General features: G+C 57.8%; 16 protein-coding genes. 1 reads left to right on the top strand and 15 read right to left on the bottom strand.

Annotated elements, in window-relative coordinates; all coding sequences use genetic code 11:
* Positions 1–51: 51 nt before the first annotated feature.
* The 5 genes from AH68_RS07960 to AH68_RS07980 form a co-directional block, all read right to left on the bottom strand.
* The gene (locus AH68_RS07960; RefSeq protein ID WP_039199143.1) at positions 52–621 is read right to left on the bottom strand and encodes an FHA domain-containing protein; all 570 of its coding nucleotides are present in this window, start codon (positions 619–621) and stop codon (positions 52–54) included.
* A 210-nt stretch (positions 622–831) separates the two neighbouring features.
* Positions 832–4845 (bottom strand): DNA-directed RNA polymerase subunit beta', encoded by a 4014-nt coding sequence (locus AH68_RS07965; RefSeq protein WP_039199144.1) that lies wholly within the window; start codon positions 4843–4845, stop codon positions 832–834.
* Positions 4846–4936: 91 nt separating this feature from the next.
* Positions 4937–8497 carry a DNA-directed RNA polymerase subunit beta gene (rpoB, locus tag AH68_RS07970; RefSeq protein ID WP_039199145.1) on the bottom strand — a complete coding sequence of 1187 codons (3561 nt, stop codon included), beginning with the start codon at positions 8495–8497 and terminating at the stop codon, positions 4937–4939.
* Positions 8498–8660: 163 nt separating this feature from the next.
* Complete coding sequence (locus tag AH68_RS07975) at positions 8661–9305, bottom strand: hypothetical protein (RefSeq protein WP_039199146.1); 645 nt, start codon at positions 9303–9305, stop codon at positions 8661–8663.
* 52 nt (positions 9306–9357) lie between these two features.
* Positions 9358–10302 (bottom strand): A/G-specific adenine glycosylase, encoded by a 945-nt coding sequence (locus tag AH68_RS07980; RefSeq protein WP_173405857.1) that lies wholly within the window; start codon positions 10300–10302, stop codon positions 9358–9360.
* 19 nt (positions 10303–10321) lie between these two features.
* On the opposite strand from AH68_RS07980, the gene AH68_RS07985 reads away from it, so the two are divergent.
* Entirely contained in the window at positions 10322–10987 is a 666-nt protein-coding gene (locus AH68_RS07985) for a tRNA (cytidine(34)-2'-O)-methyltransferase (RefSeq protein ID WP_081995912.1), read from the top strand.
* 409 nt (positions 10988–11396) lie between these two features.
* On the opposite strand, the gene AH68_RS07990 is transcribed toward AH68_RS07985, so the two are convergent.
* The 10 genes from AH68_RS07990 to galT form a co-directional block, all read right to left on the bottom strand.
* Positions 11397–12761 (bottom strand): PFL family protein, encoded by a 1365-nt coding sequence (locus AH68_RS07990; RefSeq protein ID WP_004221323.1) that lies wholly within the window; start codon positions 12759–12761, stop codon positions 11397–11399.
* 39 nt (positions 12762–12800) lie between these two features.
* Entirely contained in the window at positions 12801–13073 is a 273-nt protein-coding gene (locus AH68_RS07995) for an ACT domain-containing protein (protein WP_004221322.1), read from the bottom strand.
* Between the two features lie 167 nt (positions 13074–13240).
* The gene (locus AH68_RS08000) at positions 13241–15148 is read right to left on the bottom strand and encodes a glycoside hydrolase family 32 protein (protein ID WP_039199148.1); all 1908 of its coding nucleotides are present in this window, start codon (positions 15146–15148) and stop codon (positions 13241–13243) included.
* Positions 15149–15243: 95 nt separating this feature from the next.
* Positions 15244–16335 carry a LacI family DNA-binding transcriptional regulator gene (locus AH68_RS08005; RefSeq protein WP_039199149.1) on the bottom strand — a complete coding sequence of 364 codons (1092 nt, stop codon included), beginning with the start codon at positions 16333–16335 and terminating at the stop codon, positions 15244–15246.
* Positions 16336–16362: 27 nt separating this feature from the next.
* A complete protein-coding gene (locus AH68_RS08010) occupies positions 16363–17040 on the bottom strand; it encodes a YesL family protein (protein ID WP_039199150.1) in 678 nt (225 codons plus the stop codon).
* Between the two features lie 61 nt (positions 17041–17101).
* Positions 17102–18037: a carbohydrate ABC transporter permease gene (locus AH68_RS08015; RefSeq protein WP_039199151.1), complete on the bottom strand. Its 936-nt coding sequence runs from the start codon at positions 18035–18037 to the stop codon at positions 17102–17104.
* 12 nt (positions 18038–18049) lie between these two features.
* On the bottom strand, positions 18050–19021 hold the full coding sequence (locus AH68_RS08020) for an ABC transporter permease (RefSeq protein WP_012578329.1): 972 nt from the start codon (positions 19019–19021) through the stop codon (positions 18050–18052).
* A 106-nt stretch (positions 19022–19127) separates the two neighbouring features.
* The gene (locus AH68_RS08025) at positions 19128–20735 is read right to left on the bottom strand and encodes a type 2 periplasmic-binding domain-containing protein (RefSeq protein ID WP_039199152.1); all 1608 of its coding nucleotides are present in this window, start codon (positions 20733–20735) and stop codon (positions 19128–19130) included.
* 615 nt (positions 20736–21350) lie between these two features.
* The gene (gene galK, locus AH68_RS08035) at positions 21351–22601 is read right to left on the bottom strand and encodes a galactokinase (protein WP_039199154.1); all 1251 of its coding nucleotides are present in this window, start codon (positions 22599–22601) and stop codon (positions 21351–21353) included.
* A gap of 31 nt (positions 22602–22632) precedes the next feature.
* Complete coding sequence (galT, locus tag AH68_RS08040; protein ID WP_033501640.1) at positions 22633–23883, bottom strand: galactose-1-phosphate uridylyltransferase; 1251 nt, start codon at positions 23881–23883, stop codon at positions 22633–22635.
* Positions 23884–23885: the final 2 nt, after the last annotated feature.

The raw sequence follows: 23885 nt of genomic DNA on the forward strand, positions 1-23885 counted from the left end.
AAACCTTGCGGTTTGACGGCATACTTGGTGATGCGCAAAACAACGTTTCAATCAGCGCTGCTCGAGCGTGAAGAACTGGTCTCCGATACGAACCGTGCAAGGTGCCTCAAACTTCATCGGCTTGTGCTCGACCTTGGTCTCCTCATTGTCTCGAATAAGGTACGTGCCATTAAGCGATCCATAATCCTCAATCCATAACGTGCCATCCTGATCGAAGCTGATCGCCGCATGATTACGTGAAATCGTACGCGTCGAATCCTCCAATTTCACGGATTTAGCACCTTCCGGCACTTCAACGGACGGTTTGCGTCCCAGCAGCACGCCCATGTCGATAATCACTTCCTGACCGGTCTGCTCATTGTAAAGCGTGTATTCCAGCTTCGGCTGCTTCATGGTGAATGCCGAAGACAGCACCGTGCCATCCCAATCGATATCATCATCGTTGGCCGGTTCGTCATTGACCGACTCGTCATTGGTTGGTTCCAGCGAAACGGAAACCTGTTCCATCAGCTGAGATTGCGCCATTCCAGGCATTGCAGAATCGGCGAAGGAAGACATTACGGTGGCGTCATCGTCGTACCAGCCTGGTTCGGGCGGCGGCGGATATGGAAGGAAGCTCATGCCCTTATTGTAATTTGACGTTTGATTTTGCGATGGTGATATTCGCCCTGCAATACAGGCAGTTTCGTAATATGCCGACTGTTGGCATAATAATCGCAACAATCGTCTTTTTTGTATTAAAAATGGGGATCAGCTGTTTGAAGCCAATCCCCATTTTTATGTCTATCGGATGATTTCAGACGTTATGTCGTTCCATCATCGTCTTTCGGATCACAGGGTGTCGCCCAAATCCATCTGACCACCATTGTCGTCCAGGAAGTCATCCGGATTGAAGTCGTCGCCAAGCTTCAGATCGCCGAAATCGATGTTGGAGAAGTCGACTTCGGACAGATCCGCATCGCCGAAGGCAGCATCGGACTCGTCGCCACCCAAACCGAAGTTCGGGTAGATGGTGTCGCGAATGGCCTTGTCGGGCTCGACCACGGCGTTACGGTAACGGGCAAGACCGGTACCGGCCGGAATGAGCTTACCGATGATGACGTTCTCCTTGAGGCCCTTCAGGTCGTCGACCTTCTGGCTCAGGGCGGCTTCGGTGAGCACGCGGGTGGTCTCCTGGAAGGAAGCCGCGGACAGCCAGGAATCGGTTGCCAGCGAAGCCTTGGTGATGCCCATCAGCTCCGGACGACCGGCGGCAGGCTTGCCACCTTCCTTCACGGCCTTCATATTGGCGGCCTTGAAGCGGGCCTGATCCACCAGTTCACCCGGAAGCAGGTCGGTATCGCCGGAATCGATCACCGTGATACGACGCAGCATCTGGTGCACGATGACCTCGATGTGCTTGTCGTGGATATCCACGCCCTGGGAGCGGTACACGGTGTGCACTTCCTCCACAATGTTCACTTGGGCGGCACGAGGGCCGAGGATGCGCAGGATCTTCTTAGGATCGACGGAGCCTTCGATCAGCTGGGTGCCAGCTTCGACATGCTCGCCGTCCTTGACCATCATCGGGGCGCGACGGGTTACCGGGTAGACGATCGGTTCGACGGATTCGTCGTCCGGCTTCAGCATGACCTGACGGCCGCGCTCGGTGTCTTCCACCTTGATCACGCCTGCGAACTCCGCGATCGGAGCCTCGCCCTTCGGGGTACGAGCTTCGAAAAGCTCGGTAACACGAGGAAGACCCTGGGTGATATCGGATGCGGAAGCGACGCCGCCGGAGTGGAAGGAACGCAGCGTCAGCTGGGTACCAGGCTCGCCGATGGACTGTGCTGCCACGATGCCAACGGCCTCGCCGACGTCCACAAGCTTGTTGGTGGCCAGAGACCAGCCATAGCACTTGGCGCACACACCGCGCTTGGAATCGCAAGTGAGCACGGAACGGGCCTTGACTTCTTCCACATCGTGGGCGACGAGATCGTTGAGCACGTCCATGGACAGCGCGTCGCCGGCCTTGTACAGCACGGTTTCGCCGTCGGCTGGATCGATCACGTCAGCTGCGAGCAGGCGGGAGTACGGACCACCGTCGGCAGCCTTGACGAGATGCAGGTTGCCTTCAGCGTCACGCTCGCCGACCTTCATCGTCAGGCCGCGCTTGGTGCCGCAATCCTCTTCGCGCACAATCACGTCCTGGGAGACGTCCACCAGACGACGGGTCAGGTAACCAGACTCTGCGGTACGCAGTGCGGTATCGGCCAGACCCTTACGCGCGCCGTGCTGGGAGATGAAGTATTCCAGCACGGACAGGCCGTCGCGGTAGTTGGACTTCACAGGTCGAGGAATGATCTCGCCCTTCGGGTTGGCCACGAGGCCTCGCATACCTGCGATCTGGTTGATCTGCATCATGTTTCCTCGTGCACCGGACTGCACGATGATAGCCAGATTGTTCTTGGAGTCGAAGTGTTTCTCGACAGCCTCGGAAACCTCACTGGTGCACTTGGTCCACAGGTCGATGAGTTCCTGGCGGCGCTCCTCTTCGGTAAGCATACCGATTTCGTAGTTCTCGTTGACCTTGTCGGCTTCGGCTTCGTACTTCTCGATGAACTCGTCGCGCTCGGACGGCTGGATAACGTCGGAGAACGCGAAGGACACACCGGACCACGGTGCGCGGGTGAAGCCCATATCCTTCAGAGCGTCCAGCGTTGCAGCCACCTGTGCAGTGGAGTAACGGGTTGCGATGTCGTCGACGATCTTGCTCAGACGCTTCTTCGGAGCCTGATCATTCACGAACGGGTAGTCGACCGGCAGCGTGCTGTTGAACAGGATGCGGCCGTAGGAGGTCGCGAAAAGCACGGAACCATCGTGGAAGCGCTCTTCCTTCACTACCGCCGGGCTGCCCGGTTCAGGATCGATGACTTCGATTTCGCTCGGTTCCCAACCCTTCGGAAGCACGAAGTCTTTCGGAAGGCGGATAAGCACCTTGGCCTGCATGTCGATCTCGTGCTTGTCGAGCGCCATTTCGGCCTCTTCGAGCGAGGAGAACACACGGCCCTGGCCCTTGGCTCCGTCGATGACGGTGGTCAGGTAGTACAGACCGAGGATCATGTCCTGGCTCGGCATGGTCACGGTGTGGCCGTCTGCCGGCTTCAGAATGTTGTCGGAAGCCATCATCAGGGAGCGGGCCTCGGCCTGGGCTTCAGCGGACAGCGGCAGGTGGACTGCCATCTGGTCGCCATCGAAGTCGGCATTGAATGCGGCACAGGCAAGCGGTGGCAGGTGGATGGCCTTGCCTTCCACCAGGATCGGCTCGAATGCCTGAATGCCCAGACGGTGCAGCGTAGGTGCACGGTTCAGAAGCACCGGATGTTCGGCGATGACCTCTTCGAGCACACCCCACACTTCGGAATCGCCACGGTCCACAAGACGCTTGGCGCTCTTCATGTTCTGCGCGTAGTTGAGGTCCACAAGACGCTTGATGACGAACGGCTTGAACAGCTCGAGGGCCATCGGCTTCGGCAGACCGCACTGGTGCATGCGCAGGGACGGACCGACCACGATCACGGAACGGCCGGAGTAGTCCACACGCTTACCAAGCAGGTTCTGACGGAAACGACCCTGCTTGCCCTTGAGCATGTCACTCAGGGACTTCAGCGGGCGGTTCGAAGCGCCGGTGACCGGGCGTCCACGACGACCGTTGTCGAACAGGGAGTCGACGGCTTCCTGAAGCATACGCTTTTCGTTGTTGAGCATGATTTCAGGAGCGCCGAGCTCGATCAGTCGCTTCAGACGGTTGTTACGGTTGATCACACGACGATAGAGGTCGTTGAGATCGGAAGTGGCGAAACGGCCACCGTCGAGCTGCACCATCGGACGCAGATCCGGCGGAATGACCGGGATCACGTCGAGCACCATGGCTTCCGGCTTGTTGCCGGTGGTCAGGAAGGCGTTGACGACCTTCAGACGCTTCAGGGCGCGGGCCTTGCGCTGGCCGGTGCCGGTGTCGATTTCCTCACGCAGCTGCTTGGAAGCGGCCTCAAGATCGAAGTCCTGCAAGCGCTTCTTGATGGCTTCGGCGCCCATGCAGCCTTCGAAGTAGTCGCCGTAGCGGTCTTCCATTTCGCGCCACAGGTCGACGTCGCCTTCCATGTCGCCCGGCTTCAGGTTCTTGAAGCGGTCGAACACGGCGCTCAGACGCTGAATCTGCTCGTCGAAACGGATGCGGATCGCGGCCATTTCACGCTCGGCGCTGTTGCGCAGCTTGGCGCGTGCGGAGCCCTTGGCTTCACCTTCGGCCTCAAGTTCGGCCAGATCGGATTCAACTTTCTTGGCACGCTCTTCGATTTCCGCGTTGCGACGCTTCTCCAGATTGGCGATGTCGTTGTCGAACTCATCCTGCAGACCCGGAAGATCCTCGTGACGCTGTTCCTCATCGACGCTGGTAACCATGTAGGCAGCGAAGTAGATGACCTTTTCCAGATCCTTCGGAGCGATGTCCAGCAGGTAGCCCAAACGGGACGGAACACCCTTGAAGAACCAGATGTGGGTCACCGGAGCGGCAAGCTCGATATGGCCCATGCGCTCACGGCGCACACGGCTCTTGGTGACTTCCACACCGCAGCGTTCGCAGACGATGCCCTTGAAGCGCACGCGCTTGTACTTACCGCAGGCGCACTCCCAGTCACGGGTAGGTCCGAAGATCTGTTCGCCGAACAGACCGTCTTTCTCCGGCTTCAGGGTACGGTAGTTAATGGTTTCAGGCTTCTTGACCTCGCCGTGGCTCCAATTACGGATGTCTTCGGCAGTGGCCAGGCCGATCCTCAGTTTGTCAAATGCGTTGACGTCCAGCACTCTATTGTCCTGTCTATCGATTCTTAATGCTTAATCACGTTTCGTCAGGCTGGTCGCGCCACGTTTTCATACGACGCGACCAGCCATGGGATCACTGGAATTCAGGCTCTTCCGCAACCTGGTCAGCCTTGGCGACCGCGTCGGGGCGCGCGCCGATGTTGAAGCCAAGATCGTCGGAGGAAGCAGACGGATCGTCGTCCTCGTCCTTCATGTCGATGGCCACACCTTCCGCGTTGAGCACTTCGACGTTCAGGGACAGGGACTGCATTTCCTTGAGCAGCACCTTGAAGGATTCCGGAATGCCTGCCGGCGGCAGGTTGTCGCCCTTCACAATGGCGCCGTAGACACGCACGCGGCCGTCGACGTCATCGGACTTGGTGGTCATCATCTCGTGCAGCGTGTAGGCGGCACCGTAGGCCTCGAGGGCCCACACTTCCATTTCGCCGAAGCGCTGGCCACCGAACTGGGCCTTGCCACCCAACGGCTGCTGGGTGATCATGGAGTACGGGCCGGTGGAACGTGCGTGGATCTTGTCGTCGACCAGGTGGTGCAGCTTCAGCATGTACATGTAGCCAACGGAAATCGGCTTCGGGTACGGTTCGCCGGTACGACCGTCGAACAGCACGGCCTTGCCGTCGTCTCCGACCAGCTTGTTGCCGTCGCGATCCGGCAAGGTGCAGGAAAGCAGTCCCTTAATGGTTTCCGGACGAACGCCGTCGAACACCGGGGTTGCCACCGGGGTGCCCGGCTCGCCCTTTTCGGCGCCCTGCGGAATGTTCTTCTTCCAAGCGGCTTCGATATCCGGGTCGAGGGAAATGTCCCAGCCGGCATGTGCGATCCAGCCCAAGTGCAGTTCCAGCACCTGGCCGAGGTTCATTCGAGAAGGCACGCCCAGCGGGTTCAGCATGATGTCGACCGGAGTACCATCCGCGAGGAACGGCATATCCTCTTCCGGCAGAATGCGGGAGATAACACCCTTGTTGCCATGTCGGCCGGAGAGCTTGTCGCCCTGGGTGATCTTACGATGCTGCGCAATGTAGACGCGAATCATCTGATTCACGCCGTTCGGCAGCTCGTCGCCGTCTTCTTCGGCGTCTTCGCGGGTGATCTCCTTGACGTCGATCACCGTACCGGTCTCGCCGTGAGGCACACGCAGCGAGGTGTCACGAACTTCGCGGCTCTTCTCACCGAAGATGGCGCGCAGCAGACGCTCTTCCGGAGTCAGCTCGGTTTCGCCCTTCGGGGTGACCTTACCCACCAGAATGTCGCCGGCTTCGACTTCGGCGCCGATGCGGATAATGCCACGCTCGTCGAGGTTGGCCACCGCGTCTTCGCCGACGTTCGGCAGATCACGGGTGATCTCCTCAGCACCCAGCTTGGTTTCGCGGGCGTCGATCTCGTATTCCTCGATGTGGATGGAGCTCAGGGTGTCGTCCTGCACGAGACGCTGGGAGATGATCACAGCATCCTCGTAGTTATAGCCGTTCCACGGCATGAAGGCGATGAGCAGGTTCTTGCCCAGAGCCATTTCACCCTTCTGGGTTGCCGGGCCGTCGGCCAGCACGGTGCCGGCTTCCACACGTTCGCCGTCGTGGATCAGCGGCACCTGGTTGTAACAGGTGGTCTGGTTGGAACGGCGGAACTTGGCCAGCTTGTAGGAGCTGGTGGTGCCATCGTCGTTCATTACACGGATGATATCGGCGGAAACATAGGTCACCACGCCCGGCTTCTCAGCCAGAATCACATCACCGGAATCAACGGCTGCACGCCATTCGGCACCGGTGCCCACCAGCGGGCGCTCGGATTCGATCAGCGGCACGGCCTGGCGCTGCATGTTGGTACCCATCAGTGCTCGGTGGCCCTCATCGTGTTCCAGGAACGGAATCAGGGATGCGCCGACGGAAACCATCTGGCGCGGGGAAACGTCCATGTAGTCAACGGAGCTGACCGGCACATCGACCGCTTCTTCCTCACCGACTCGGGCAAGGGCCTGCTTCTTGACGAAGTTGCCGTTCTCGTCGAGCTCCTGGTTGGCCTGTGCGATGACGTGCTCGGCATCGCGGTCTGCGGTCATGTATTCGACCTCGTCGGTCACATGGCCGTTGACGACCTTACGGTACGGGGTCTCGATGAAGCCGAACGGGTTGATGCGGCCGAAGGTTGCCAGAGAGCCGATAAGACCGATGTTCGGGCCTTCAGGAGACTCGATCGGGCACATACGGCCGAAGTGGGACGGGTGCACGTCTCGCACTTCCATGGATGCACGGTCGCGGGACAGACCGCCAGGACCCAGAGCGGACAGACGACGCTTGTTGGTCACACCTGCCAGCGGGTTGTTCTGATCCATGAACTGCGACAGCTGGGAGGTTCCGAAGAACTCCTTGATGGTGGCGTTCACAGGGCGGATGTTGATCAGGGACTGCGGGGTGATGGCCTCCGGATCCTGAGTGGTCATACGCTCGCGGACCACGCGCTCCATACGGCTCAGACCAGTGCGCAGCTGGTTCTGGATCAGCTCGCCGACCTGACGGATACGACGGTTGCCGAAGTGGTCGATATCGTCGACGTCCACGCGCAGATCCACATCCTGACCATCACGCTTGCCCGGGAACTTGGTGTCGCCGGCATGCAGAGTGACCAGATACTTGATGGTGGAGATGATGTCTTCGCGAGACAGGCTGCGATCGTTGATATCCTTCTCCAAGCCAAGCTTGCGGTTGATCTTGTAACGGCCGACGCGGGCCAGATCGTAACGCTTGGTGTTGAAGTAGAAGGAATCCAGCAGATTGCGGCCAGCTTCCGGCGTCGGGGTGTCGGCCGGGCGGATCTTGCGGTACAGATCGGTCAGAGCCTCGTCCTGGGTCTGCACGGTCTCCTTGGCGAGCGCGTCCATGACCAGCGGGTAATCCTTGAAGGCGTCGGCGATCTCGTCCTTGGTCATGCCGATGGCCATGAGGAACACGATGGCGGACTGCTTGCGCTTACGATCCACACGCACGCCGAGCACATCACGCTTGTCGATCTCGAACTCAAGCCATGCGCCACGGCTCGGAATGATCTTCGCGCCGAAGACTTCCTTGTCGGAAGTACGATCCTGGCTACGGTCGAAGTACACGCCCGGAGAACGCACCAGCTGAGACACGATCACTCGCTCGGTACCGCCGATGATGAAGGTGCCGTGCGGGGTCTGCAGCGGGAAATCGCCCATGAACACGGTCTGGGATTTGATTTCGCCGGTGTCGCCGTTCTCGAACTCAGCGTTCACGTACAGCGGAGCGGAGTAGGTGTAATCCTTCTCCTTGCACTCCTGCACGGTGTGGCGCGGTTCCTCGAAATATGGATCGGAGAAGGTCAGGCTCATGGTCTGAGCGAAGTTCTCGATCGGGGAGATCTCCTGAAAGACCTCGTCAAGACCAGAGGTGTGGGACACGGTATTGGTGCCGTTCTCCAAATCCTCCTCGACACGCTTCTGCCAGCGCTCGTTGCCGATGAGCCAGTCAAAGCTGTCAGTCTGTACACCCAACAGGTAGGGTACATCAATGGGCTCGCGGATGGAGCCGAAATTCACACGGTCCGACGCCTTGTGCAGATCAATATCGTGCTGGTCGGCGCGTGCGATGATGGTGGTGGTGTTCGTCGTAGCCTCAGCCAATGGACGTTCCTTATCGCTCGCTAAATCGTTTCGATATGTTTCCCCGGAAGCGCTCCCATTGGCCACCATATGCCTAGTACGCGGGCGCTTCTTCTTTGTCAGCGTGCCCGCTATATGACACGCATGTACGCAAAGTCATGAGAATAACATATCCTGTAGATTTTTATTCGACAGTTATGCCGACCGGATCGGACTTGGCTTTGGGATGCCCTTCAAGTGAAAGCTGCGCCGAATACACGCCCCGATCCGCCTTCGGTAGGGTGGATTCCTCCACACACTCACTGCCGATACGCGTTCCCGGCCAAGTAATCGTCTGCTTGACCTCGTCGCCCTTCGCCAAGAGACGATAATCAGCATCCACAGGACACACATTCGACTTCCAAATCACATCATCGCCCGATTTGATCGTCAACACAACGTTGGAAGCCGATATATCAACCAAACAGCCGACCTTGCTGGAACCGTCATATTTGATATCCGTCGTAAAATCCATCGAACCGCCCACGCCGAAACTCGACGCCGCAGGAGTCAACGAAAGCGCAACATTCGTCGCGCCGCAATCCGGCACCCCGCTTTTCTTCTTCTTCGTCGGGGACGGCACTTCCTTACGGGAAATCGCATACACATCCGCATGATGAATCTCCCGATTCACCGCAACAATCCCCCTAGACAGGGAATACAGGCAAAACACCAGAAAAGAGACCAGCACCACCACCGCAATACCGAAGACAATGCGACGACGACGAAATATCGTCTGCTGCTCTTTCGAACGCTTCTTGCCGGATTTCGAGGACGTCTTCTGTGCCATGATTCCACAGTCTAGCGTGCACGCATCCAAAGAACGTCAGCACCCGCCTTTTTCATACCGGAAGACGCACATCCGCATTCGGCAGGATCTCAATAAGACCATCCTCGTCCAACGACGCGATGCAACGGTCAAGTTGGATATGATCATTCCACAATCGTTCAAGCGACTTACGGTCGACGGCAATCTCACCTTCCGGCAGATTACGCAACGCATTCAGCACCAGCCCACGCACCTGACGATCCGTACCTTGGAAACGCTGACGCGGCCTGGTGCGACGTTCCCCCAATCCCGGGCGTCCATCACGCAAAAACACACACCGCGAAGAAACCGGACACGCCTCACACAACGGCGATTTCGCCGTACACACAATCGCGCCCAATTCCATGACCGACTGATTCCACACCACCGAAGAACGGTCGAACCGCCTGCATTTCGACTCACCATCTTGCGGCAACACTTGCTTCGCCAACGCACGCTCAGCAGGGCTCGCAGCACCACCAAGCGACTCCGCACCAAGGAAAACCCGCGAAAGCACCCTGCGAATATTCGTATCTACCACCGCGATGCGCTCTCCGAACGCGAAACTCATCACCGCGCTGGCCGTGTAATCGCCGATACCCGGCAGAGCCAACAGCTCATCGTATGTTTGCGGTAGCTCATTGCCATAGTCGGAAGCGACCACACGAGCGCATTCCTGCAATCGCAACGCACGCCGAGGGTACCCAAGCCTGCCCCAGGCAGTGATCACATCAGATTTCGCCGCACCTGCAAGCGCAGCCGCATCAGGCCAACGCTCCATCCAATCGTTCCAATACGGCACCACACGGCTCATCTGCGTCTGCTGGCTCATCACCTCGGAAACAAGCACACCCCATGGCGTGGCACGGCCGAATCGCCACGGCAGATCACGCGCCGAGGCATGCCACCATTCGGCGAGCGCGACCGCCACAGCTTCGGCGTTTTCGATTTCAGCATTATTCCCATTCGTGTCGTTCATCGTACCTATTCTTGCATTCATGACGAACGAAGAGCATACCAATGACGCGCAAGGCGCAAACGCAGCGGAAGCCAAAGTCGAGAAAATGTTCGAATACGGCTACCGCAAATCGAATTACGGCCCGGACGAACTCGTGACCGATGCGCACGGCAATCCGATTTCCGTAGTCGACGCGATGCTGTCGGCCGAAGACGCGGCAAAAGCCGAAACCTCCACGCCCCACCTGTGCTACTACTCCCCCCGAATTCCAGGCAACACCGGTTCGGCAATCCGCCTGTGCGCAGTGACCGGCACGATCCTGCATTTGGTGGAGCCGCTTGGATTCAATCTGCGCGATACGAAGCTGCGCCGCGCCGGATTGGATTATCACGACATGGCGCACGTGGTATTACACCCGAATTTTGAAAACCTAGTGGAATCCATGCCGAATTCTCGCATCATCGCGTTCACCGCACATGCCACCAAACTGTATACCGACATCGAATACAAACCGACCGACATTCTGCTGTTCGGCCCGGAGCCGGGCAATATTCCCGATCCGATGGATATTATGGCCGGGCCGCACGTGACCGAACAGGTGCGATTGCCAATGCGCCCAAGCCTGCGCTCCCTGAACCTCACCAACTGCGCGTCCATTGCCATCTATGAAGCTTGGCGCCAGCTAGGCTTCGCCGGCGGCCAGTGATTCCTCCCCTGCCTGCCAACTTCTAGGTTTTTCAATAATTTTGCTTTTGTATAGCAAGTTCCGCTGGAGAGGCGGCGGGGTCTATTCCCGACACGCTCCAGGCCGCTCAGGCCAAGTCTTTACGGTCTGAAACAGACCCCGCCGCCTCTCCAGCTGCGCTGAGTTCAACTTAAGTAAGTTTTCTTTTCTTTTATGCAAGACGCAACGAGATGTACGAAAGCGAGCAGAAGAGCGGGATATTCTGTTCGAGACCGTAAGCTTGGCCAAACGGCCTTGAGTGTGTCGCGAATAGAATATCCCGCTCTTCTGCGACCTCCCCATTACAGCAGCTTATGCACCCAACGCAAGCACAGATCGCAAGAATGAATCGCACGCGACAAGCATGCATCGGGAAGAGGGAAGGGAGGGGCTAGTTTTTGAAGCTGTGGATTGGGGCAGGGATGCGACCGCCTCGAGTCACGAAAGCTTCGCAGCTGGTCTGGTTGACTGGAATGATCGGCGCATATCCCATCAGGCCGCCGAAGTTGGCCATCTCCCCTACGCCTTTGCCTTCAACCGGAATCACGCGCACAGCCGTGGTCTTCTGGTTGACCATGCCGATCGCGGCCTCATCGGCGATGATGCCGGAAATGGTGGATGCGGTGGTGTCTCCCGGAATGGCGATCATGTCAAGTCCGACGGAGCACACGCAGGTCATGGCTTCAAGCTTTTCGATCTTCAGGCAGCCATTGGTTGCCGCATCGATCATGTTCTTGTCTTCGGAGACAGGGATGAACGCGCCGGACAGTCCGCCGACGTAGGAGGACGCCATGATGCCGCCCTTCTTCACCTGATCGTTGAGCATGGCGAGCGCCGCGGTGGTGCCCGGTGCACCAACCTGTTCGAGGCCGATCTTCTCAAGCACTTCGCCGACGGAGTCGCCTACGGCCGGGGTCGGTGCGAGGGAAAGGTCGATGATGCCGAATGGAATGCCGAGGCGACGGGATGCCTCCTGTGCCACCAGCTGGCCGACGCGCGTAATCTTGAACGCAGTGCGCTTGATGGTTTCGCACAGGAATTCGAAGTCCTTGCCCTTGGCTTCGTCGAGCGCGCGGGAAACCACGCCGGGGCCGGAAACGCCGACGTTGATGACCGCGTCGCCTTCGGTTACGCCATGGAAGCCACCTGCCATGAACGGGTTGTCGTCGGGGGCATTGCAGAATGCCACGAATTTCACGCATCCGTAGGAATCGTTATCTGCGGTGGCATGTGCGATGTCTTTGATGATGTGGCCGAGCAGTTCGACGGAGTTCATGTCGATGCCGGTCTTAGTGGATCCCACGTTGACGGACGAGCAGACAATGTCGGTTTCGCTCAGCGCCTTCGGCAGGGAGCGGATGAGCAGCTCTTCAGCAGGGGTCATGGACTTGGATACGAGAGCGGAGTAGCCGCCGATCAGGTCGACGCCGACCTTCTTCGCCGCCTTGTCAAGCGCATGCGCGATTTTCACGAAATCATCCGACGTTTTGCACGAGCTTGCGCCGACCAAGGAAATTGGGGTGACAGTGATGCGCTTGTTGACGATCGGAATGCCGTAGTCGCGTTCGATGGCTTTGCCGGTGGATACGAGATCCTTGGCGTACGTGGTGATTTTGTTGTAGATGTTGTCGCAGACTTCGTCGACGCTGTCGGCCGCGCAGTCCAGCAGGCTGATGCCCATGGTGATGGTGCGTACGTCGAGCTTCTCCTGCTCGATCATCTTGTTGGTCTCGTGGACCTCCATGATATTCAGCATGATGTGTTCCTTCGCTCCTTACCGATGAACCCTGATGGATCAGACGCGGTGCATCTTGGTGAAGATCTCTTCACGCTGGCAGCGGATGCGCACGCCGATCTCTTCGCCGAGCTTGTCGAGATCGTCCACGACCTCGCCGAATTCCTTGTCGGTGTTGGAATAGTCCACAATCATCATCATGTTGAAGAAACCGTCGATGATGGTCTGGGAAATGTCAAGCACGTTGACCTGATGTTCGGAAAGGTATGTGCAGACGCGTGCGATAATGCCGACAGTATCCTGGCCGACGACGGTGATGATTGCCTTGTTCATGGAACTCCCTAAACGTGAGGTGTGAATATCCAGTTACCGTCTCGGCAAATTGCCGGACGTGTGCTCAAGTATAGGAAAGACACGTGCCAAAACACGTGCCTTTCGTCTATTTGCCTTACATACTGAGATGACTGTCGGATATCACCTGCCTCTGCAGCAGCTGTATGTCACCGCCAGATGCCGTCAAGCACACGCACATCCACGCAATCGACCTTGCCGTCAGCAACAAAACGGAACTCGCCATCGCCGTCCGCACCTTGGAACAGCATGCTGCCGGCCGCTTCGCCGTTGTTAAGGAAGACTTCCACCACATTACGGTCGAAGAAGATTTCGACGCGACGAACATCGGCGATGCCGCTATCGAAATCGATGTCGTCCACGACTGTTCCCTTCGTGACCAGTCGGGTCACGCCGTCGCGACGCTGCAGCTGCAATTCAGTCGAATCACCATTGGCGGGATTGGTACCGGTCGCGATGAGCATTGTGAAATCGTCATCGTCGGCCAGATGCATGTCCGTGTAATACGCGTTGTTCGGCACAATAAAGAAGGTCCCGTTTTCGTCTGCATGCGCTTCCAAACGATCGCCTAGCAGCTGCTCGTACGCTTCTTTGACAGGACGGCTGGTCAAGCGGCCGTCACGCACGTGCAGTTCACGTGGCAGCGACATCATGCCGTTGGCGATGCACGGCTTTTCCACACGCATCGCGGGAAAGTCGGTATACCAGCCGAACACGATACGACGCCCGTCGTCGGCAAAGCTTTGCGTGGCATAGTAGCCGGTACCGAAATCACACCAATCACTGTTCTCTACCTGCAAACGTGGACCTTCGGCGGTGTCCTTGAGATCACCAACATACCAACGCACCTGCTGGAAACGACCTTGCTTGTCACGGTAGTGCATCAACGCGCCGATGGCGACTGTCTTGCCGTCGAGCTGGAACAGGTCAGGACATTCGTAGGTACGCGATAGCTGGTGGCCGAAATCGGCGAGCACCGGTCCTTCATACTGCCACGTCACGTTGCGCTTGAGTGGTTTCTTCGCGGAGAAGAGCGCCATGGCAGGCACCGTGTCCATATTGGGCTTGTCGGTGCCGGGCCTGCCTTGCGGACCGCATGTGAACCAGCCGTCTGTACCCTGTACGCTGATGCCAGGCGCCGCGGAGGACACAGCATCAGTATCGAATTCGGAGACCGGCAGATTCGTGGCGGTCACCATGTAAGCGCGTTCCGGATTGATAGCCTCGCCAGACATGCCGGTTTCCACCTTCGGATCACGGAAATCGAAGCCAAAACCATCGTTAACGCGCAACGCGACCGGAGATTCGACACTCACATGCACGCCATCCTCACACAAGCAGGTGGTCTGGTATTCAGTAACAGACGATTCGTCTCCGCGAGTCTCCAGGTGCCGGGTTAGATACAGGCGAATAGCGGCCGCATCATCACCCTTGCAGGGATTGTCACACGCATCCACCGTCACCGCGGATCCGGAGAACGCGCCACCAACGATGCGTTCGTCGATATGCAGCTCCGGCTGCGGTTCGAGGAAGATTGGCAGATGCGTCCAATGCACCAGATCGCGGCTCACCGCATGCCCCCAGTGCATATTGTCCCAGCCAAAACCATACGGATTGAATTGGTAGAACAGATGGTAGCGTCCTTGGAAACGACACAGGCCGTTAGGATCATTCATCCAGCGAGCGAATGGCTCGAAATGCGCCGCAGGGCGAGCGAAGCGATCATAGATCTGCTCCAGCGTCGGCTGCGTATCCCATTCATTGTCGTACGGATTCATGCTGATGAAACGCACGCCTTCATCAAGGAGATTCTCACACTCGGACAAGTAGGCGAACCGTACGGTCAGTCGGTGCGCACTCACCGTAATACGCACGTTCGTCGGCACCGGAATCAAGAAATGGTGACGACGCTCGGCCACCGGCATGGCATGGCTGGCGATTTGATGGCCGTCCCCGTCTGTAATGGTGACGGCAGCGTCATCGCCGCATCTTTCGGCGAACAATTCCAGCAGACGGTAGCCGCCGGTTTCGATGGCAACGGAATAGTTGTCAGGCATAATGATCTCCTCCACAGCGCCACATGATCGGATAGCACGTGGCTACGCATTGAAAAACAGATAATTAGAAAAACAAATACGGAAAGAAACGTCCGTCACGACACGATGGAATCGCGTTCGATGATGCGGCAGCGCAATGCTGTTTTGCTGCCATCACGTTGCCTCTGCACCGCCATGCTACGATCGGACTCAAGATCGGCTACGGCCTTGTCGCCGTCAAGTATGGCGACAAGTTGCCGAACCGCTTCAAAACCCATCTCATAATGGGGTAGTTCCAGCGTAGTCAGTGATGGTTTGATCACATTAGTGATGAACGGCTGGTTATCGATGCTGATCACCGACACGTCAGCGCCGATGCGCACTCCGCGTTCGCGTGCGGCTTCGTAGATGAAAGTGGCGCGCACATCGTTGAAACAAAAGATGCCGTCCGGCTTGATTTCGTCGAACACCCGCGCCGCTTCATCGTCCGCGTTAGTAAATTCCGATACTTCGACAACCAAAGCGTCATCGAATGGAATGCCCGCTTCCGCAAGCGCACGTCGGTAACCAGTCAGACGTTGCTCTTGCGCGACGATGGAGGTTGCGGAACCGTAGTAGACGATGCGTCTGCATCCAGCTTGGATCAGACGGTTGGTGGCGTCATACCCCGCCAGTTCATCATCGGGGTAGACCGAGGGAACTCGCCCCGCTGCATCCTCACTGTCCACCACTACGGTCGGGCTACCTTCCAAGACTTCGGGAATGTCCACTTTGCGGTGGAACATCATGGCGTATAGGAAGCCATCCACGTTGTATCGGAGCAGGGCGGATATTTCTTGGTTCTCAAGTTCGGCGTCATTATTGGTGTTCGTGGTAAGCAGTATGTATCCGAGCTTGCTCGCGGCATCCTGCGCACCTTCGAGTACCTTGCTCGCGTACGGGGTCGTGGCGATCTCATCGGTCACAAATCCCAGAGTATTGGATTTGCTGGTACGTAGGGTGCGCGCCACAGAATTGGGCTTGTACCCCATGCTCTTGGCAGTCGCACGGATTTTCTGCGCAACCGCCTTGCTGACGCGATTGTGATCCTTGTTGTTCATAACCAAAGACACAGTGCATACGGAAACACCCGCTTCCTTAGCTATGTCTTTGATGGATACCAATCGTTTGGACCTGTTCACTCGTTGCCTTACTGACGACTGCACCATTTTATCACCCCCTTTTTTGCGAACATGTCACGATGTCTGGTTTCGGGCGTGGCCCGTGCTCTGTTCCATGCGGTCATGAATGTCCATTCCAGGCAGACGGCCGAATGAATAAATAATCCAGGCTGTGCAGAACATCGGCAGCGACAAGCCGAACACCATGAGAATTCCAGGCCATTGCACCCATACAAGCACGGTAAGAATCAGCAGTCCGACCTGCAGAAGGCTGCACAACGGGCGTGCCACAATCATCGCCAGTGTTGTACGAACAATCCAGACGGGGCTCTCTTCATAGTTCGCGCGCACCACCCAAACCAAGGACGAGAACACTGCCAAAACTACGATGATGAGCAGCAGCACGCCGGAAACCATGATGTCGAAATCGCCGCGAGCATGCCAGTTCATTACGTAGTAGTCGACGATGACCACGGCCCAGAGAATAATCAAAGGCCAACCGAAAAGATTCGCGCGCTTGACTTCGCTTTTCCAGAAGCCGTGGAACGTCTTCCAAACTTCCTTGGCCCGCATTGAACGGTCCTCAGAAAGCACCCACGCACGGAACGTAGCCTGCGCAGCCGCGAACGAGGGGAGAAATCCCAGCACGACGGCTCCCATCAGAGTGTGCGCGAGTATAGCCACGTTGACCACGAAAATCGCGACTAGCAGACGGCAGAACCGCTCGTAGGCCACAGAGAAGCGGGCAAGCATAGCGAATCCTTTCTATCGGCTGGCTTTTAGATTGGTTGTTTCTTGTCGGATTGCGTTTGACTCACCCCTTGACCGCGCCGAGCATCACACCCTTGTTGAAGTACTTCTGCAAGAACGGATAGAGCACAAGCAGAGGCAGAGTAGAGACGATGATGATGCCGAACTTGATCTGATCGGCGGCCTGCTGCTGCGCAGCCGCGTTAACATTGGTTCCAGTACCCTGCGCCACCAACAGCAACTGCTGCAACACCACCTGCAATGGCTGCTTCTTGTCGTCGGTGATGTAGATAAGGCCCGTCATGAAGTCGTTCCAATGGCCGACAAAGTAGTACAGACCAATTACAGCCAGAATCGCGGAGCTTAACGGCAGCACAATCTTGAAGAAGTAGCCAAAATAGCTCAGCCCGTCGATTTGGGCCGCGTCGAAGAGCTCTTCGGGGATAGAGGTTTCGAAGAAGGAGCGGGCCACGATCACGTTGTACACGGAAACCGCGCCAGGCAGGATGAACACCCACATGCTGTTGTTGATGCCGAGGCTCTTGTACAGCAGGTAGTTCGGAATCAGGCCGCCGGCGATGAACATGGTCACGGTGAACAGGAACATGATCACGCGTCGCGGCTTGAACTCGCGACGGGATAGCGCGAAAGCGCAGGGAATGGTCACTGCCATGTTGACCGCGGTGCCGACCACCGAATAGATGATGGTGTTGAGATAGCCCTGCCAGATGCGCTGGTTGGCGAACACCTTAGCATAGCCAGCGAAGGTCACACCCTTGGGTAGCAGCAGCACTTCACCGCCGGCCACGGCGTTCGGATTTGAAAATGATGCAATGACCACGAACCACAGCGGATAGAGCACCGCCACAATGGTCAGGAGCAGCAGCACATTGATGACGCCCGACACCGCCAGGTCACCCGGCTTCTGCTTCTGGCGCACGTGCTTGTTCCAGGGAATGTCGTTCTTGTTCTGGGTAACAGCCTCAATTGTTGCAGACATGATAAAACCCTTCTAGAAAATGCTCGTATCGGAAACGCGCTTGGCGATTGCATTCGCGGTGATCAGGAAGATGAAGTTGACCAAGGTGTTGAACAGGCCAATTGCCGTCGAATACGAGTATTGGCCATTGATAATACCGATTTTGTAGGTGTATGTGGCGATGACTTCGGTGGCCGGCATGTTCAGCGAATTCTGCATCAGATAGATCTTGTCGAAGCCCACGTTGAGCACGGAGCCCATGTTCATGATGAGCAGGATCGCACATGTCGGCATGATCGCAGGAATATCGACGTAGCGAATCAACTGCAGACGGCCTGCACCGTCGATCTTCGCCGCCTCGTACAGCGATGTGTTCACACCGGCGAGCGCAGCCAGGTAGATGATGGAGTTCCAACCAACATGCTGCCAGACTTCGGAGATCCAATAGACCGCGGTGATGGCGCTGGTGGAGCCCATCAGTGATTCATCACCGAAGAAGCGACCGAGAATGCCGGTACCAGGAGTCAGGAAGATGTTGAGCATGGAGACGATGACCACCACGGAGATGAAGTGGGGCATGTAGGTGATCGTTTGTACGAAACCCTTGATTTTCTTAGAACCGATCTGATTGATCAGCAGGGCCAGAATAATCGGAAAAATGAAGCCCATGACCAGTGTCCAAAGGGAAATGCGGATGGTGTTGGTCATGATCTCGCCAAACAGCGGGTTGTGGAAGAATTCCAGGAAGTATTTGAAACCGACGAATTTGCCGCCGGTCAGGCCTTTGGTCGGATCGAACTCGCGGAAGGCGAGCTGGATGCCCCACATCGGCACGTAGGAGAACAGTCCCACGAAGAACAATGCCGGAGCGGAAAGAATCCACAACTGCCAGTAGCGACGTAAATGGTCGGCGATGCGATCGAGCAGACCTGGTTTCTTGCGGTCGGGAGCCGCTTCCATCGCCACGGTCCGTGCAGCAACGCCTTGCGATGTTTGTGCACTCATGTTGGTCTCCAATTTAGGATGATTGCTAGGGAACAAAAATGCGGGGTCCGGCGGCAGTCACGGGAGAGAAACGAACCCGTGCGATGGACCCCGCGGTATTACTTGGCTACTTGGTGTACTTGTCGTACCACTTCTGCCAAATCTTGATGTTGGCGTCGAGGCCGAGGGTCGGTTCGGACACCTTTTTCACGTAGGCATCCCATTCCTTGTCGATGCCGCCCTTCTGGACCCACTTCGCGATCTGGTTGTTCGCGTAGTTGGAGATGGCGGTGTTGTTGTTTTGCAGGGTGTTGGAGTCCTCGGTATCCGGGCGCACGTAAATCGGTACGACATCCTTGACGCCGTCGACGCGGTTGCGCGCCTCACGAATGGCCAAATCGGACGCAGTGACCTGGTCGGCGTTGGTGTCGTTGACCATCTTCACGTCGTCGCGAATCCAGCCACCGAAGCGGTCCTGCAGGGCGACGGCGCGGGTATCAGGATATTCGGCGTAGGCTTTAGCCTTGTCGATGGTGTACTGGTGGTCGCCGTCATCGGAGACGATATCTGGAATAGAGCCGAAGAATCCAGCCACGGAAAGCTTCTCGCCATACATGGCGTCGATCACCTTGTAGATGGCGTCCTGGTTGGCTGCGTTCGGGTTGACGGTCAGGCCGGAACCGGAGTAGGCCCAGCGGCAGGCGTCCTGGGAATAATCCCACTTGACCTGGGAGTCGGGCGTGGAGGCGTCCTTCTTCAGCGGCGGCAGGGTGACGTACTGGTCGCCAAGCGCGTTGCCGTATTCGGCGTAGTTGGACCAACCGAAGGAGACGCCGGTCAGCGCGGTCTTGCCGTCACTGACGGTCTGCGAAGTGTATTGCGAGGCGTCGCGGGTGAGCACATCCTTCGGGATAAGGCCCTTGGCCATGAGTCCGTGCAGGTAGGAGACGACGTCCTTGAGCGCGTCGGAGGTGTAATAGCTCTTAACCTTGCCGTTGTCCACATAATAGCCCTGTTCGGAAGCGCCACCGCCCATGAAGGAGGTGACCACGCCTTCGGAGTTCATCAGCGCCAGAGGGCTCCACAGGCCGAAGCCGAGGCTGCGGATATTCATCGGCACCTCATCAGCCTTGCCGTTGCCGTTCGGATCCTGGGTCTTGAATGCATCGAGCACGTTCTCGAGCTCGTCCCAAGTGGTCGGCATCTGGAGTCCCAGCTTGTCCAGCCAGGTCTTGTTGATGAACATGTGAGTGCCGGAAACCTCGTAACCCTTGCCGCGGTCGGAGGGCAGCATGGCGATCTTGGTGCCATCGGTAACGTACTTCGCGGCGCCCGGCTGGGCCTTGAGGAACTTCTTGACGTTCGGCATCTTGTCCAGATGCGGCTTGAGATCCTCGAAATAGGTGCTGTACTTGGCCGCATCCACCATGCTGAACAAGCTCAAGCCAATGTCCGGGAATTCACCGGCGGCCATCTTGGCGCTCTTCTGCTGACCCCAAGCGTTGTCGGAGACTTCCTGCCACTTGATGGTGCAATCGCAGGCGGCTTCCAGATCCTTGGTGTACTGGGTGTCCTGCATCGGATGGTCGGTCACGTTGCGACGAACCAGAATATTGACGATTGGCTTGCCGTTCTCGTCTGTGGTGGCCTGCTTGTTGCCGCAGGCGGCAAACGTCGTGACCATAGTCGCGACTGCAGCTATTGATGCCAACAGGCGAACACTTCTTCGTGCCATGATTAGGCTCCTTCTTCCTTGATGTTTCCTCCCCGTACCGATGTAAGACGCACCGGTACGACCCCGTCAGCCACTTGCTTTGTGGTTGTTTCCTTGCGGTGGTTAACACTATAAATCGTTAATCGTTTAATGTCAAACGTTAATCGTTTATCTCAATAGTTAACACTCTCATCGACCAGTCCCCCAGCGTCGCAAACGTAAACTTCGGCTCTATACTGCCGTTCTTGCAGAACACCGGAATCACCCACATCGCGACACGCCGTTAATCGTATAACGTATCGTTTTCATCAAATACACGTACCACCCATCCACTGCACGCACAAAAACGTAGCCGAACAGGACGGCCACCAAGTCGACACGTCGCTACTTACGAAAGATGCTCCCCTCCTTCAGGAAGAAGGAGGGGAGCACGAATACGATCACAGACGGCACCAGGCCAAACACGTAGCCGCACCGGGAGCCGGGATGAAGCATTCGGCATCGTACCTGCTGGTCATCACCGTGGGATACGCTGTGCGCCATCTGGTCCACAAGTAGATCGTGCAAAAACGCGCGTTGGCGCACGTCCTTTTCATGGGCGTGCGCCAACGCGCGTTTTTGCATCGGCTTCTGCGATCAAGCCTCGCGGCTCGCGGAAGCCGCAGCGAACGCCGGCAAAGCGCGAGGTGCGTTGAAACCTTCCTTTTCGAAGCGGTCAGCAATCTTCTGTGCGATCTCGTGGCCCTGGCCCTTGTCCACCAGTGCGATGATGGAGCCGCCGAAACCGCCGCCGGTCATACGTGCGCCGTACGCGCCGTTGACACGAGCCACGTCCACGGCAATATCCAACTCGGGCACCGTCACTTCATAATCCGCAGCGAGCGAATCATGTGACGAGTTGAACAGTCGGCCTGCCTCGTCGATCTTGCCGTTGGCGAAGGCGCGCACGAAGGAGTTGACACGGGCGATTTCGGTGATGACGTGGCGCACGCGCTTCTTCATCGTGTCGTCTTCCAGCTTGTCGAGCGTTTCCTTGAGCGCCTGGAACGGATCGTCGGACTTGGCGATGCTGTCGGCGACCACACGCAGGTTGGCCACACCGAGGATTTCTGCGGCCTTCTCGCAAGTGGCGCGACGCTGGGCATACTGGCCGTCGTTGAGCTGGTGCGGAGCCTGAGTGTCAAGCACCAGCAGTTCCAGACCGTACTTGTCGAGATCGAATTCCTGCTGGGAGACGTTCTCCAGCGGGCTCAGCTCTGGACGGCAATCAAGACGCAACGCATGGCCGAAAGTGCAGCGCATGGATGCGTTCTGGTCGAGACCACCGGTGGACGCGCCCGCCATGTCGTTTTCCGACTTAATGGCGGCGTTGATCAGCGTCACACGACCGGCATCGGATGCGCCATAACCCAAACCGTACACGTCATCCAACGCCAAGGCGGTGGAGCAGGTCATGGCTGCGGAGGAGCTCAGACCGGATCCGAGCGGCACGCAGGAGGAGAATGCCGCGTCGAAGCCCTGCACCGCGTCGAAGCCGGCTTCGCGCAATGCCCAGGCAACGCCTACCGGGTAGGCGGCCCAGCCTTCCACGCCACCGGCCTGCAGGCCGTCGAGGTCGGCTTCGGTAACGTTTTCGGAGTCAACGTCGGAAACCACGCGCACCTTGGTGTCTTCACGCGGCTTGAGCGCGATGAACGTGCGGTGCGGCAGTGCGATCGGCAGGCACAGGCCCGCGTTGTAGTCGGTGTGTTCGCCAATCAGGTTCACACGGCCCGGTGCGGCCCATACGCCAGCCGGCTCCTCACCGTAGGTGGCACGGAACAGGTCGGTCGCGTTCTTCACACCCTCGTCGTGCGAGAGCGGCTCAATGAATTCAACAGCAGTCATTGGTGTTTTGTCCTTTGGGTTTTATTGGCTTTCAGCCTTCGATATCGATTGGTCCGAGCTCGTGGAAGCGCTTGGCGATGAGTTCCGGCGTGGTGTCGGAAACCCATGCGGCCATGCCGGATTCAGATCCGGCCAGATACTTGATCTTGTTGGCTGCGCGGCGGAACGAGAAGAACTGCAGGTTCAGGCGGTAGTTTTCACGGCGTGCGTCGTGGATCGGAGCCTGATGCCATGCTGCGATGTACGGCAGGTCCATGCCCTTGCCGTCACCCTTGTCGAAGAACGCGTTACCGCGCTTGAGCAGGGTGGAGTACATGACGGCCAGATCCCAACGTTCCTGGTCGTTGAGCTCGTCGAGGGTGAGCACGTCGCGCACCGGGGCCACATGTACCTCGAGGGGCCAGCGGGCTGCGGCTGGCACGTAGGCCACCCAGCTGTGGTTGCGCATGACGATACGCTCCCCAGCTTCGATTTCGGAGTTCATGAGATCCTTGAGCAGGTTGCCGCCGGTCTTCTCATGGTAGGCTTCGGTCTGCTTGAGTTCGGCTTCCATCTTCGGCGCGATGAACGGGTAGCAGTAGACCTGTCCGTGAGGGTGCGCCAGGGAGACGCCGATTTCCTGTCCGTGGTTTTCGAACGGGAAGATCTGTTCGATGCCTTCCATCTTGGAGATTTCGGCGGTACGGAACGCCCATGCTTCCACAACGGTGCGCAGACGGGAGACCGGCAGATCCGCCGGCAGACCGTTTTCGTCCGGGTCGAAGCAGATCACTTCGCAGCGGCCTGCGGCGAGCTTCTTCTCCCACAGCGGGTTGCCGTTGACGTATTCCACAGCTTCGGAACGGCCCGGCACTCGAACCATCGACGGGAAGCGGTTTTCGAACACGACCACGTTGTAGTCGGTATCCGGCACTTCGCCGTCCTGGTACGGGTCGCCCGGCTTGCGTGCGGCCAGCGGGTTGCCTTTGGCGGTGGCACCCGGTCCTGCGGTGATCGGGCGGTTCATGCGTGCGGTCGCCATCGGAATCCAATCGCCGGTCAGTGGATCGCGACGCATTTCCGGAGCGGCGTACGGCACTTCCTCACCGGCTGCGTTGAGCTGGTTGGAGAAGCGGTATGCCAGCTGACGAGGATCGTTCAGTTCGCGCGTCTTCGCGCCGGAAACATATTCCGGATCATCGTCGAGGTAGAAGAACGCACGGCCATCGGCGAGCGTGGTCGGCGTGATGCGAATGTGTTCCTTCGCGTACTCTCCCGGAGTGTAGTTTGCGAATTCACTCATTA

Origin of the sequence: Bifidobacterium catenulatum PV20-2 (genome assembly GCF_000800455.1) — a bacterium.
In the GTDB taxonomy this organism is placed as follows: Bacteria; Actinomycetota; Actinomycetes; order Actinomycetales; family Bifidobacteriaceae; genus Bifidobacterium; species Bifidobacterium kashiwanohense_A.

Bases quoted from the DNA above. Each gene is read 5' to 3' on its own strand.
- AH68_RS07960 (WP_039199143.1), bottom strand. From the start codon at position 621: ATGAGCTTCCTTCCATATCCGCCGCCGCCCGAACCAGGCTGGTACGAC.
- AH68_RS07975 (WP_039199146.1), bottom strand. From the start codon at position 9,305: ATGGCACAGAAGACGTCCTCGAAATCCGGCAAGAAGCGTTCGAAAGAG.
- AH68_RS07980 (WP_173405857.1), bottom strand. From the start codon at position 10,302: ATGAACGACACGAATGGGAATAATGCTGAAATCGAAAACGCCGAAGCT.
- AH68_RS07985 (WP_081995912.1), top strand. From the start codon at position 10,322: ATGACGAACGAAGAGCATACCAATGACGCGCAAGGCGCAAACGCAGCG.
- AH68_RS07990 (WP_004221323.1), bottom strand. From the start codon at position 12,761: ATGCTGAATATCATGGAGGTCCACGAGACCAACAAGATGATCGAGCAG.
- AH68_RS07995 (WP_004221322.1), bottom strand. From the start codon at position 13,073: ATGAACAAGGCAATCATCACCGTCGTCGGCCAGGATACTGTCGGCATT.
- AH68_RS08000 (WP_039199148.1), bottom strand. From the start codon at position 15,148: ATGCCTGACAACTATTCCGTTGCCATCGAAACCGGCGGCTACCGTCTG.
- AH68_RS08005 (WP_039199149.1), bottom strand. From the start codon at position 16,335: ATGGTGCAGTCGTCAGTAAGGCAACGAGTGAACAGGTCCAAACGATTG.
- AH68_RS08010 (WP_039199150.1), bottom strand. From the start codon at position 17,040: ATGCTTGCCCGCTTCTCTGTGGCCTACGAGCGGTTCTGCCGTCTGCTA.
- AH68_RS08015 (WP_039199151.1), bottom strand. From the start codon at position 18,037: ATGTCTGCAACAATTGAGGCTGTTACCCAGAACAAGAACGACATTCCC.
- AH68_RS08020 (WP_012578329.1), bottom strand. From the start codon at position 19,021: ATGAGTGCACAAACATCGCAAGGCGTTGCTGCACGGACCGTGGCGATG.
- AH68_RS08025 (WP_039199152.1), bottom strand. From the start codon at position 20,735: ATGGCACGAAGAAGTGTTCGCCTGTTGGCATCAATAGCTGCAGTCGCG.
- galK (WP_039199154.1), bottom strand. From the start codon at position 22,601: ATGACTGCTGTTGAATTCATTGAGCCGCTCTCGCACGACGAGGGTGTG.
- galT (WP_033501640.1), bottom strand. From the start codon at position 23,883: ATGAGTGAATTCGCAAACTACACTCCGGGAGAGTACGCGAAGGAACAC.